This window comes from Prochlorococcus marinus XMU1419 (genome assembly GCF_017695955.1).
In the GTDB taxonomy this organism is placed as follows: domain Bacteria; phylum Cyanobacteriota; class Cyanobacteriia; order PCC-6307; family Cyanobiaceae; genus Prochlorococcus_A; species Prochlorococcus_A marinus_AD.
In genome coordinates this window covers 404987-417282 of sequence record NZ_JAAORO010000001.1, presented here as the reverse complement: position 1 = coordinate 417282, position 12296 = coordinate 404987, and the positions used below count along the sequence as shown (strand labels likewise).

13 protein-coding genes are annotated in these 12296 nt (G+C 31.5%); 5 read left to right on the top strand and 8 right to left on the bottom strand.

Annotated elements, in window-relative coordinates; translation table 11 throughout:
• Positions 1-3: 3 nt before the first annotated feature.
• Genes HA151_RS02365 through HA151_RS02345 form a run of 5 tightly spaced genes read right to left on the bottom strand, consistent with a single transcriptional unit; the run spans position 4 to position 4478 of the window.
• Positions 4-618 (bottom strand): glycoprotein, encoded by a 615-nt coding sequence (locus HA151_RS02365; RefSeq protein WP_209105917.1) that lies wholly within the window; start codon positions 616-618, stop codon positions 4-6.
• Positions 619-625: 7 nt separating this feature from the next.
• Complete coding sequence (locus HA151_RS02360) at positions 626-1450, bottom strand: ABC transporter permease (RefSeq protein ID WP_209105916.1); 825 nt, start codon at positions 1448-1450, stop codon at positions 626-628.
• A 47-nt stretch (positions 1451-1497) separates the two neighbouring features.
• Positions 1498-2514 (bottom strand): ABC transporter ATP-binding protein, encoded by a 1017-nt coding sequence (locus HA151_RS02355; protein WP_209105915.1) that lies wholly within the window; start codon positions 2512-2514, stop codon positions 1498-1500.
• A gap of 39 nt (positions 2515-2553) precedes the next feature.
• Entirely contained in the window at positions 2554-3555 is a 1002-nt protein-coding gene (locus HA151_RS02350; RefSeq protein ID WP_209105914.1) for a heme o synthase, read from the bottom strand.
• Positions 3552-4478 (bottom strand): COX15/CtaA family protein, encoded by a 927-nt coding sequence (locus HA151_RS02345; RefSeq protein WP_209105913.1) that lies wholly within the window; start codon positions 4476-4478, stop codon positions 3552-3554. The genes HA151_RS02350 and HA151_RS02345 overlap by 4 nt, the downstream gene beginning before the upstream one ends.
• 262 nt (positions 4479-4740) lie before the next feature.
• Between HA151_RS02345 and coxB the strand changes: the two genes are divergently transcribed.
• From coxB to HA151_RS02325, 4 genes are all read left to right on the top strand, one after another.
• Positions 4741-5544: a cytochrome c oxidase subunit II gene (gene coxB / locus HA151_RS02340; protein ID WP_209105912.1), complete on the top strand. Its 804-nt coding sequence runs from the start codon at positions 4741-4743 to the stop codon at positions 5542-5544.
• The gene (ctaD, locus tag HA151_RS02335) at positions 5541-7166 is read left to right on the top strand and encodes a cytochrome c oxidase subunit I (protein ID WP_209105911.1); all 1626 of its coding nucleotides are present in this window, start codon (positions 5541-5543) and stop codon (positions 7164-7166) included. The genes coxB and ctaD overlap by 4 nt, the downstream gene beginning before the upstream one ends.
• 6 nt (positions 7167-7172) lie before the next feature.
• A complete protein-coding gene (locus HA151_RS02330) occupies positions 7173-7775 on the top strand; it encodes a cytochrome c oxidase subunit 3 (RefSeq protein WP_209105910.1) in 603 nt (200 codons plus the stop codon).
• A gap of 97 nt (positions 7776-7872) precedes the next feature.
• On the top strand, positions 7873-8226 hold the full coding sequence (locus HA151_RS02325; protein WP_209105909.1) for an AbrB family transcriptional regulator: 354 nt from the start codon (positions 7873-7875) through the stop codon (positions 8224-8226).
• Positions 8227-8236: 10 nt separating this feature from the next.
• On the opposite strand, the gene HA151_RS02320 is transcribed toward HA151_RS02325, so the two are convergent.
• Positions 8237-8890: a riboflavin synthase gene (locus tag HA151_RS02320; protein ID WP_209105908.1), complete on the bottom strand. Its 654-nt coding sequence runs from the start codon at positions 8888-8890 to the stop codon at positions 8237-8239.
• Positions 8891-9002: 112 nt separating this feature from the next.
• On the opposite strand from HA151_RS02320, the gene HA151_RS02315 reads away from it, so the two are divergent.
• Positions 9003-10145 carry an aldo/keto reductase gene (locus HA151_RS02315; protein ID WP_209105907.1) on the top strand — a complete coding sequence of 381 codons (1143 nt, stop codon included), beginning with the start codon at positions 9003-9005 and terminating at the stop codon, positions 10143-10145.
• Here HA151_RS02315 and HA151_RS02310 read toward each other — a convergent pair.
• Entirely contained in the window at positions 10134-11132 is a 999-nt protein-coding gene (locus HA151_RS02310; protein ID WP_209105906.1) for a hypothetical protein, read from the bottom strand. The two genes, HA151_RS02315 and HA151_RS02310, sit on opposite strands and share 12 nt — an antisense overlap.
• On the bottom strand, positions 11133-12287 hold the full coding sequence (gene cobT / locus HA151_RS02305) for a nicotinate mononucleotide-dependent phosphoribosyltransferase CobT (RefSeq protein WP_209105905.1): 1155 nt from the start codon (positions 12285-12287) through the stop codon (positions 11133-11135).
• Between the last annotated feature and the right edge of the window lie 9 nt (positions 12288-12296).

The window sequence follows — 12296 nt, the reverse complement described above, 5'->3', positions numbered from 1 at the left end:
AATTTAACTTGCTTTTTTATCCTTATTAATCCACTTTCTTAAATTTTTAATATTAGGCAATGGTAATTTCTGGTTATCAGAAAGTTGTTTTATATTATTAAAATTTTGATCTTTGCTAAATATTCCATCACTAATAGAAGTTTTTAGACGATTTAATTCCAACTTTGTTTCTTCTTTGTTTTCAAAAGTTTTTGATGAATGAAGTTTAGTTTGTTCTTGATTTTCTGCTTCATCGACTTCAGACATTAAAGTAGTTTGTTCTTGATTTTCTGCTTCATCGACTTCAGACATTAAAGTAGTTTGTTCTTGATTTTCTGCTTCATCGACTTCAGACATTAAAGTAGTTTGTTCTTGATTTTCTGCTTCATCGACTTCAGACATTAAAGTAGTTTGTTCTTGATTTTCTGCTTCATCGACTTCAGACATTAAAGTAGTTTGTTCTTGATTTTCTTCTTCATGCTGATATTCCCTTAGAGCTGGGGTATGGATTAATAAATCATTTAAAGAATCAATACCAAATCTATGCACCCACTTAAGAACAATATTTTCTTTAAGCAAAATGTTATTTTCTGAAGAGGCTTTTTTAAAAACTTCTATTAGATGATTTTTTAAAAGCATAAATTTATTAATTTAACTTTCTATTTAACAGAGGCCTTATGATAACCAAGGAAAAAACTGTTAAGGAAAATAAAATTGATATACAACTCTTACAAGTTAAATCACCATATGGGGCATGTAAAGCCACTAGATCTAAATTCATAGTTTCTGTATAAGCAGTCCTAATAGGTTCAATCGCAAATGTTAATGGATTTAATGAGGCTAACCAACCTAGCCAATTTGGCATAAAAGAGATTGGAGCTAAAGCAGTGCTTGCGAAAAGAAGAGGTAAGTTTATTACAAATATAAGAGCGATTAATTCAATATGTCCTGGCAAAACAAACGCTAAACATAAACTTATTGATGTCACAAAAAGAACTAATAAAATTAGTGTTGTAAAAACAATTCCTAAACCATATAAGTTTGGCCATCCATAACCCAAAATATATGAAACAACCATTATTACAATACTCTGAACAAAGCTCAGGATTGTTATGTAAAAAAAAGAAGATAAAACTATGGATAATCTACTAGTTAAAGGAGCCACAAGTAATCTATTAAGAAATCCAAACTCTCTATCAAACATTAAAGGGAGACCAGAGTTTAGGGCCCCGCTAAAAGCAGTAAAAACAATAAGTCCCGCCCCTAAAAAGTTCCCATAAGAATCAACTCCTGGTAAAAAACCTTCAGGAGCTTTAGAGAACAGTGCTCCAAATAAAAAAAGCCAAATTATGGGTTGTAATATTCCTGCTAAAAGAGTTGATGGTCTTCTTTTTAGTTGAATAAATAACCTCTTTGTTAAGGCAAATGTTTCTTGATATAAAAAAAATAAATTATACTGTTGTAATTCCATAATTAGCAGTATTTAGTATTCATTATAGTTAGTTAACCAAAAGTTTTTTATCGCATTGATTGCTTTGATTCTTTTTTAAGATCTCTTTTCCCTGCCATAGAAATTTCGGCATCCAATAATGTTTTCCCAGTTGCCTGAAGATATACATCATCCAAGCTTGGCTGACTTTGCGTTAGAGAAAAAATTTCAAACTTTGAGAAGGCCAATTCCACTTTGAGTTTCGTAAGTAAATCTTTTTCTTTATCTGCTACAAAATTTATCGAGAAACCTTGAGCTTCATTTATGATAATCTGACTAATTCCATCTATTGAAGATAAAATTTGACATATATTTTTTGCTTCTTCGTGATTACTAAATTCTCTTACTTTCAAAGTTACTCTATCTCCCCCTAATTTATTTTTGAGCTCTGCAGGAGTCCCTTGTGCTATAACTCTTCCATCATCAATTATTACTAATCTATCTGCCAATTTATCTATTTCATCAAGATAGTGACTGCTTAATATGATGGTCATTCCATTATTTCTCAAATCTTTCAAAAGTTGCCATATAATATTTCTACTTTCAATATCTAAACCAACTGTAGGTTCATCCAAAATTAATACTTGGGGCAAATGTAAAAGTCCAGCTGCCAGATCTATTCTTCTTTTCATTCCACCAGAATAAGTTCCGCACTTACGATCAATCCAATCATTCATTTCTAATTGATCTATTAATTTCTTTATCCTTTCAAATTTTTTGTTTTTGTTAATGTGATATAAATCTGATTGAAAATCCAAAAGTTCTCGTCCCGTTAAGATTTTATCAAGTGCAATATCTTGGGCAACATAACCAATTAACTCTCTAATTTTCCTTGAATTTTTTATCAGATTAATATTATTTATAAAAACTTCTCCACTATCAGGCTCTATTAAAGTAGCGAGTATTTTTATTAGAGTAGATTTACCAGCACCATTTGGACCTAGTATTCCAAATAATGTGCCAGCTTCAATTTCCATCGATAAATTTTTTAATGCATTGATATCTGAATAAGATTTTGAGAGCCCTTGAACTTTTATATAATTCATCAAACTTACAACTTACTTAAAAAACATTTTACATCTAATTTAATTACTAAGCAGGGATATTATAGATAAAAATATTTGCATAGATTGCTGCTCAAATTCTACGGATAGTTGGGTTCTGGAAATTAATAACAAAAGACAAATACCAAACATATATAAAATAGACCACCTAAAAAGAGACTTTGCTCTTGAAAGATCATCAGGAGATTTCTTTAATTCATTTATTAATTGCAAAAGTCTTCCATTAAATGGCAATAACATAATTCCGTATAAGAGACCACCTTCAGGTAAAGCAAAGACTCCCAAAATACTCATTAAAACTGTTGCCCATCCGTAACGAGAAATCGCCTTGGCAGTAAAAACAGATCCTTTAACAGAAGGGAGCATAGGGATACCAACAGATGCGTAATCATCCTTCAAAAGAATTGCAAGTGCCCAAAAATGAGCTGGGGTCCATAACATTACTAAACCAAACAACCACCAACCACTAAGCCCTACATGCCCTGTGGCAGCAGATGCTCCAACTAAGGGTGGAATCGCACCAGCAACTCCTCCGAAAACAATGTTTTTAGTTGTACGAGGTTTCAAAATAACTGTATATAAAATGACGTAGCTAAATAACCCAAGAAGAGTTAGACCCGCAGCCAAATAATTTACACCACTTACTAAAAGCATCGAAGCTGCCAAAGTACATGATACAGCAGCTAAAAATACAGTCTCAGATGATAACTTTCCAGCTGGCAAGGCTCTTCTGCTAGTTCTTGTCATCCTCTTGTCTAATTCCATTTCCCACAAACAATTAAGAGCTCCTGCTGCTGCTGCTGCCAAAGCGCCTCCTCCTAAAGTACAGATAAGTTTTGGCGAAGACAAAGGCCATTCCTCTGTTAAAGCCATTCCTCCCAAAGTTGTTGCCAATAAAAGCGGGATTAATCTAGGTTTTGCTACTTCAAGCCAAGGTGGCAAAGTTAATCTTTTTCTTGAAGGTACAACTTCATCCCTAGTTGGAGAATTATAGTTAAAGTTTTCTAAGTTACTACTGTTCATGAATTGATACCAACCATTTGAGAATTAAGGGAGTGGTCTAGGCCTTTTTTGGTAAAAGGATTTCTAAAAATTAATGTTGTTAATATCGCAATAAATAAAGAGGCGTTAAGTTGATGACCGATAATAAAAATAGGTTCATTCAAATTTGTTTTAAGACTTAAAACACCCAAAGCAATTTGGGAAAACAAGAGAAAAATAAGTGCTGAAAGATATTTCCAATTTTCATTAAGCAAATTTCTCTTATAAATTGCAGTAGCAATAATCAATAGAATTGAAAAAGCAACTGGAAAAGCAAATAATTTATGAGTATTTAGAATTAGACATTGTTTATTAAAAGATAAGCAAATATGTGCTGACCAAGTTGATGAAAGCCTTACTCCAATAAAAGATTGAATCAGAGTAAGTAAAAGAGGAAAAAGCAATAATAATCTCCACCAAATTAATGGCTCTTCTATGTCGTCATTTTCTAAATTTTGATTTATTGAAATTGTTGTGATGAGAAGTAGAAAAGCTATTAAAAGATGGCCAGTAACAGTATATGAATCGAGCAGGTTTATAACTGTTAAAGCTCCAAAAGATCCTTGGACAATAACTAGAAAAAGTAATAATGAATAAGTTTTAGGCAACCAATTTGGAATTTCATTTTTCCAAATAATTGAAAGGGAAAATTTAAAAAGAATTAATATTCCAACCAGAAAAGCATCTAGACGATGAAACCACTCTAGAAATACTCTTAGGTTCATATGATTAAAAGGCAAAAAAGATCCATAACACAATGGCCAATCTGGGCAGGCAAGTCCCGCCTCCATGACTCTCGTAGCACCTCCAATAACGATTAGTGCGATAAGTGCGAGTACGCTATGACTTCCCAATCTTTTAAAAATTGTCAGATATTTTGATTTATATAATTGGTTATTAATCAAATGGATAAAACCTATTATTTTGCATAATAAATTAGATTCAAAAACCAAACATTAATTAAAAATTAATATGTTTAATTTAAAAAATAATTTACTAATTTAATCTTTTTTCCCTGACAATTAACTCTAAAAAGTTATTAATAATACGCCTTTCATTTCGTAAATCTTAAGAAGTTGTGAATTTAAATGTTTTTCTTTTAACAAAGGATGCAGGATTAAAAAAATTGAATATCTTGGGGATATATACAAATTTTTAAGGAATCAATTGTTAAATAAAAACATTTATTTAATACTAATTATTTCGCTCGTTTTTGCTATATCTTTTTGGATTGGTTTTAATGTAAATTTGCTCCCAGCGGAAGCAAGTATTAATGCACCAATTTACGATGAACTTTTTAAAATTCTTTTCATTATTGGATTAATTATTTTTATAGGAATGACAATAGCAGTTATTTATAGCTTATTTAAATTTAGGAAAAGAAATGATCAGATAGGCGATGGTATAGCTTTAGAGGGAAATTTAAGCTTAGAAATTGTATGGACAATTATCCCTTCAATAATTGTTTTATTAATAGGTCTATATAGCTACAACATCTACGACCGAATGGGAGGGATGAAAGAACTAAATCATAACCATGAAATGATGAGTTCTAACACTGAAAAAATATGGGCTGGAATAAGTCAGACTTCTGATAATGAAATAGCAATAAATAATTTATCAATTGAAGTTTCAGCTATGCAATTTGCATTTCTATTCAATTATCCCAAGGGCAATTTCATATCAGGAGAACTACACGTTCCTGTTGATCAAAAAATATCAATGAAAATGGAATCCAAAGATGTCATTCATGCTTTTTGGGTACCAGAGTTCAGAATTAAGCAGGATATTATTCCTGGACAACCGACTATCCTAAATTTCACTCCTACAAAAGTAGGAAAATATCCGATAATTTGCGCAGAATTATGTGGCCCATATCATGGAGGAATGAGAGCTTCGATAATTGTTGAAGAAGAATCTGACTACAACGAATGGTTTAACAAAAACAAAAAACCAGAGGTAAATTTATGACAATATCAATTGATCCACAAAAAGCTAATAATGAAAGTCTACAACCTAAAGGATGGCTTAGATACTTTAGTTTTAGCCTTGATCATAAAGTAATTGGTATTCAATACTTGGTTTGTGGTTTTCTCTTTTATTTAATAGGAGGAACCTTAGCGAGCGCTATAAGAATTGAACTCTCCAGCCCAATGTCTGATTTCATGCCAAGAGATGTTTATAACCAAGTTTTAACTTTACACGGAACAATAATGATATTCCTTTGGATAGTGCCTGTAGTTAACGGTGCTTTTGGAAATTATTTAATTCCATTTTATGTAGGTGCGAGAGATATGGCATTCCCAAGATTAAATGCCGTAGCTTTTTGGTTAATTCCTCCTTCAGGTTTGATGCTGGTAGCAAGCTATTTTGTTGATGGTGCTGCTCAGGCTGGATGGACTGCTTATCCACCTTTGAGCATAACTACTCCTCAATCAGGACAAATTATTTGGATTCTGAGCGTTCTATTGCTTGGAGGCAGTTCTATATTTGGTGGAATAAACTTTATCGCGACCATTATCAAATTAAGAAGGCCAGGCTTAAAACTTATGCAATTGCCAATGTATTGTTGGGCAATGCTTGGAACAAGTCTATTAGTTGTTTTATCAACTCCTGTATTAGCTGGCACTTTAATTCTACTCAGCTTCGATATCATAGCTAATACAGGGTTTTTCAATCCTGTCTTGGGTGGCAATGTCGTAGTTTATCAGCATTTATTTTGGTTTTATTCTCATCCAGCTGTATACATTATGGTCCTTCCTGCCTTTGGTTTAGTTAGTGAAATACTTCCCGTACATGCTAGAAAACCACTTTTTGGATATACAACAATGGTTTTTTCAATAATGGGGATAGTAGTTTTAGGTTTAGTAGTTTGGGCCCATCACATGTTTACGAGTGGAACGCCCCCTTGGATGAGATTGTTCTTTACTATTGCCACGGCATTTATTGCTGTTCCAACAGGTATAAAATTTTTCAATTGGGTTGCAACATTATGGGGAGGTAAAATTTCCATCAATAGTGCAATGTTATTCTCTTGCGGATTTATTATAAATTTTGTTTTTGGAGGTATCACAGGAGTTGCTTTGGCACAGGTACCTTTCGATATTCATGTACATGATACATATTTTGTTGTAGCCCATTTTCATTACATAGTTTATGGAGGGACTGTTTTTATTATTTTCTCTTCAATTTATCATTGGTTCCCCAAAGTAACTGGAAAAATGCTAAATGAAAAATTTGGAATTTTACATTTTATCATTACCTTTATTGGATTTAACTTGTGCTTTGCTCCTCAACATTGGCTTGGTTTAAATGGAATGCCAAGAAGAGTTGCTGAATATGATCCTCAATTCCAGTTCGTTAATCAAATTAGTAGCCTTGGGGCTCTTTTGATGGCTATAAGTACAATTCCTTTTTTAATAAATGTATTCCTTAGTTTGAGGAATGGAAAAGATGCTGGAGATAACCCTTGGAATGCTCTTACACCTGAATGGTTAACATCTTCTCCACCTCCAGTTGAAAATTGGGAAGGAGAAGCTCCATTAGTTGAAGAACCATATGGTTATGGTAAAGAAATTTCTGAACTAAAATAAAAACATATGACAACTCTAGATAGCTCAAAAGAAATTCAAAAAAACAATTCTGAAGCCGCTGAAACACATGAAGACTTTAGAATGTTTGGTCTTATAACTTTCCTAATTGCAGATGGAATGACTTTTGCTGGATTCTTCGCTGCCTATTTAACTTATAAAGCAGTAAATCCATTACCTGATGGTGCTATTTATGAATTAGAACTACCAATACCTACACTCAATACAATTTTGTTACTTGTTAGTAGTGCAACTTTCCATAAAGCAGGCAAAGCACTTTTAAAAGATAAAAACTCTGAATCCCAAAAATGGTTATTTTTTACTGCTTTTCTTGGAATTTTATTTTTAATATGTCAATTATTTGAATATTTTCATTTACCTTTTGGATTAACCGATAATTTATTTGCAAGTACTTTTTATGCTCTCACTGGTTTTCATGGATTACATGTCACTTTAGGTACTTTAATGATTTTAATTATTGCTTGGCAATCGAGAATCAAGGGCGGAAGAATAACTAGTCAAAATATTTTCCCTTTGGAAGCTGTTGAATTGTACTGGCATTTTGTAGATGGAATATGGGTTATTTTATTTATTATTTTGTATCTTTTATAAAAAGCTAAATTATAAAAATTAAATATATTTTTTATTAATTTATATTGCCACAGTTCTCCTTTTTAGTAAGAATATATAATTAGAAATTTGTTAGATAATGCTAGAAGGAAAAGAACTTCTTGAAAAAGCAAAATTATTAAGTAAAAAATCTGAAGATGAGATAGCAAAAGGTTGTGGTTACGTAGGTCCTAGCGGAAGAATATTAAGAAAAAGTTTTTATAAAGCTCTTATTGAAGCTAAGGGTTACAAAATAGGAAATGGTCGTCAGGGGAAAAATGGTAATAGAGCTTCAAGAGGCAGACAGACAGAATTCAAAACTAAAGTTCATGGTAATGGAAACCTATTAATTGGTCATGCCTACACCAAAAAATTAGGTCTAGAACCTGGACAGGAATTTAAAATCGATCTTAAAAAAGAATCAAAAACAATTTATCTGATTCCATTAAATTAAAAAATATTTTTTACCAACCGTTTTCTTTAAGCCACTCGGAAGAAATATTATTTGAAGATAAATCTTGATTACTATTTTTATTAAATAAAAGTAATTTCTCTACATATTTAATTAGTGCATCTGCCTCAAGGTTTACGCTGTCACCGATATTTAATTTATTTAGATTTGTGTTATGCCAAGTATGAGGAATTATCGCAATAGTGAAAATTTCTCCTTCCTGCTCATATTTTGCGATTGTAAGACTTATACCATTTACACAAATACTCCCTTTATTAACTACATATTTTGAAAAATTATTATTTTTCCACTTTATTGATAAGAGCCAAGATTTCTCTAATTTTTCTATATTCTCTACCGTCCCTAGGCCATCAACATGTCCGCTGACTATATGCCCTCCTAGACGGTCAGATACCCTAAGAGCGGGCTCCAAATTTACAATCTGATTCAGGTTGGACTTTATTCCTAAAGTTGTTTTTTTTAATGTCTCCTCACTAACATCAACAGTAAATTTATTTTGAAAAATCTCTTTAACTGTCAAACAAATTCCATCAACAGCTATGCTGTCACCGATTGCCATATCAAATAAATTATCTAGTATTTCAATTTCTAAAATATTTTTTTCTTGTCTTAGTTTTCCAACTGATTGAATTATTCCTGTAAACATAGATTTAAGAAAGACATTTTTGCAAAATTTTGTATTTACTTTAATTTACTTTAAATAATTTTCAACTATAAATAAATTAAATAGTAAACAAAAAGAAATTGATCATATTTAGATGATTATTAATTCACAAAAAAGATCATTTGGTAGAGGGGCGAAAGTTAGCTTATTTACTTTAGGGACAATGCGAGCAACTGAAAGTCTCGAAAAAATGTATAGCATAATAAAAAATGCATATTATGTAGGAATTAACCATATAGAAACAGCTCCCTCTTATGGTGATGCCGAATCACTTATTGGAAATTCAATAAAAAAATTAGCAATAGAAGAGCATATAAAAGAAAAAAATTGGGTGATTACTTCCAAAGTTTTACCAAAGGGTGATTTTGACTTTTTAAAAAATAATTTTAAAAAGTCTCTTAAAAATTTAAATCGCGAGAAAATTAATAATCTTGCAATTCACGGACTCAATCTAAAACAACATCTAGATTGGGTTCTTGCTGGAGAGGGCAAAAAATTCATATCTTGGATACTTGAGAATAATCTAGTTGATCAAGTTGGTTTTAGTTCTCACGGAAGTTATTCACTAATTAAAGATGCAATTAACTGTGAAGTTTTTACCTTTTGTAGTCTTCATTTACATTATTTAGATCAATCTAAGATTGCTTTAGCAGAGGAAGCCATAAAAAAAGGTATGGGAGTTTTAGCAATATCCCCTGCTGATAAAGGCGGTAGATTGTATTCTCCAAGTGATATTTTGATAGAGGCCTCTAAGCCTTTTCATCCATTAGAATTAGCATATCGATTTTTGCTAGCAAAAGGCATTACAACTTTATCCTTGGGGGCGACAAGCAAAAAAGATTTTGAATTTGCGCATAAACTTAGAAACTCATTCGAGAAGCTTACAAAACTTGAAAAAAGCGCCCTGAATAAAATTGAGGAAGTTTCTAATGAAAGATTAAACTCAACCAAATGTGAACAATGTAGATCTTGTCTCCCATGTCCAAATGAAGTGCCTATTCCAGAAATACTTCGTTTAAGAAATATATCTATTGGTTATGGCCAATTAGAATTTTCAAAAGAAAGATACAATTTAATAGGAAAAGCTGGCCACTGGTGGGAAGAAAAAAATTCCTCATTTTGTCAAGAATGTAATGAATGTGTTCCTAAATGTCCTAGTAAATTAGATATACCAAATTTATTAAAGGAAACTCATAACTTATTAAATGAAAATCCTACAAAAAGATTATGGGGATAAGGACTCATTCCAGATATTCTTAAGATAAATTTTTTGTTCATTTGTCAAGATAGGAAACGACCAACTATTTTCCCAACATTTCTCAGAGGGTCCTGAGATTGGGAAAATCTCAGATTTATATTTGCTTTGCAAATAATCATTATTGAATGGAAGATACCAACCCTGGCTTACTAATTTATCTACTATTGATTTATTTTCTAAAGATTTAATCCATTTAATTAATGTTGCATTATTTAGATTTGATCGACTAAGTAGAAAATGCCACATCAAAGGTACGCCTTGACTTGGAAAAACTAAAGAAAGCCTTGGATCTATTTTTAAATATTTTGAACAAAGACTATAAGGAACTATTGCGACAATAGCATCAGAATTAATCAGCCAATTAAGCATATTTTTATCATCAAATAACATTGCTTGGCTTTTGAGTTTTTTTAAAGAATTAGATGAATTAATTTTTTGAGCAATTGACAATATTATTCTGGGGCTTTGTGGAAAAATAATTTTCCCAGTTAATTTTTTAGAAAGAAGAAAATCCCAAGATGTTCTGGCTGAATTTATTAATTCTTTATTTTTTTTAATGATAATTGTATAGGGTACTACGCCAATAGGAAATAATTTAGTCCTCTGATTTTGTTTAAAACTTCCCAAAAAATCTATCGATCTTTTGTCCAAATTTTCGAACAGTGCATATTCATTTATTTTTTCAAATTCTGAAAAATCTATACTAGAAATCCATCCATCATTTATTAAAGTAAAGTCAGAATTGAAAATTGTGCTTCTATTTTTTTGTAGCTGAATATTTTCAAAATTAATTTTTTCCTGCTTCCAATCTTTTGGAATTGTATCTTTAAAAGATTCTGGATAAAAAGAATTTTGTAATGCAATTTTTACTTTATTAGGTAAATTACTGCAAGAGTTTAAAAGAAATAAAAGCGAAAGCTTACCACAATTTAAAAATTCTCTTCTGGTTGCAAATTTTAAAAACATTCAGCAATCCTTCTCTAAAGCAATTTGACCTAGGCCCTTCATCATTTCTAGATTTTGTTGACACAATGAAACTATTTCTTCATTTTTAAATCCATCTAAGAAAGCAAGCAATGATATTCCACCAGCACCTACACCTTCCTTTACATGACCTAATTCATAATCCCTCAATTCTTTGTATTTTGAAGATTTGAAATTTAAAGGACTGGCTAAACCTAATAATTTGACATCATATTTTTCATTAATTAGATTAACTAAATCATTTAGAGAATTATCTTTCACAAGCCACCCAGTTGTCGCAATAAAAACATCTTCAATAAATTCATCTTTGTTTTCATCTAAAAATTCTAATACAAGCAAAATGACCGCTAACATCTGACTTCCTCCAGACAATATTACAAGTTGTTTTGCTAACCTGGCACCAATTAATAGACCCATTGAGAAAGCTTGGAAAGGATCACCTACCGCGGCGACAACATCAAAAGAGTCGAAATCAGCCTTAAAATTTGCATTGAAAAGTCCTCTTTTAACTACTTTTCTTCTTAGTTCTCTTGGCGCTTTAAATAAACTACTCCCTACTAAATTAGATACCTTCAAACCAAAAGCTTCCATTACTGCCTGAGCAGTTGTGGTGCCCCCCGGTACAGATTCAGAAATTAAAACTGGTTGTTTTAAGGATTTTCCTATCGCAAGACCTTTTTCATAGAGATTTAAAACTCTCTCTTTAGTCATCGATTTACCAGTAGTAAGACAATTTGATGGGCCTAAATTTCTATCTTCTACAAACAAATGATTAAAATAAGGCTTTGCTCCTATTCCTATAGGAACAATAACTGGATAAATATTTATAAGCTTTGAACAAACATGACTGATTAGGGCAGGAGTTACTCCTGCATTGAGAAGAGGTAATTTATATTTATAATCTTTTGAAGCACCCTCAAGCAAAAATTCGGCATCTGCGAGTGCAGTTGTTCTCCTTGATTTTGCATTAATACCTGCTGCGGAAATTCCTGGAATTTGAGATGTATTAGTGCCAGCAATTATAAGAAAAATTTTTAAATTTTTAATATTCTTTTTCAGTATTTCTATCTTGTTAAGTTTTCTTTTTTTATTGGATTCATTACCAAAAAAATTTATCCCTAATTCTGTACTGTACATTCTTACTTT

What these genes read in the sequence shown, in the direction of transcription:
- HA151_RS02365 (WP_209105917.1), bottom strand. Translation starts at nt 618, where the DNA reads ATGCTTTTAAAAAATCATCTAATAGAAGTTTTTAAAAAAGCCTCTTCA.
- HA151_RS02360 (WP_209105916.1), bottom strand. Translation starts at nt 1,450, where the DNA reads ATGGAATTACAACAGTATAATTTATTTTTTTTATATCAAGAAACATTT.
- HA151_RS02355 (WP_209105915.1), bottom strand. Translation starts at nt 2,514, where the DNA reads ATGAATTATATAAAAGTTCAAGGGCTCTCAAAATCTTATTCAGATATC.
- HA151_RS02350 (WP_209105914.1), bottom strand. Translation starts at nt 3,555, where the DNA reads ATGAACAGTAGTAACTTAGAAAACTTTAACTATAATTCTCCAACTAGG.
- ctaD (WP_209105911.1), top strand. Translation starts at nt 5,541, where the DNA reads ATGACAATATCAATTGATCCACAAAAAGCTAATAATGAAAGTCTACAA.
- HA151_RS02330 (WP_209105910.1), top strand. Translation starts at nt 7,173, where the DNA reads ATGACAACTCTAGATAGCTCAAAAGAAATTCAAAAAAACAATTCTGAA.
- HA151_RS02325 (WP_209105909.1), top strand. Translation starts at nt 7,873, where the DNA reads ATGCTAGAAGGAAAAGAACTTCTTGAAAAAGCAAAATTATTAAGTAAA.
- HA151_RS02320 (WP_209105908.1), bottom strand. Translation starts at nt 8,890, where the DNA reads ATGTTTACAGGAATAATTCAATCAGTTGGAAAACTAAGACAAGAAAAA.
- HA151_RS02315 (WP_209105907.1), top strand. Translation starts at nt 9,003, where the DNA reads ATGATTATTAATTCACAAAAAAGATCATTTGGTAGAGGGGCGAAAGTT.
- HA151_RS02310 (WP_209105906.1), bottom strand. Translation starts at nt 11,132, where the DNA reads ATGTTTTTAAAATTTGCAACCAGAAGAGAATTTTTAAATTGTGGTAAG.
- cobT (WP_209105905.1), bottom strand. Translation starts at nt 12,287, where the DNA reads ATGTACAGTACAGAATTAGGGATAAATTTTTTTGGTAATGAATCCAAT.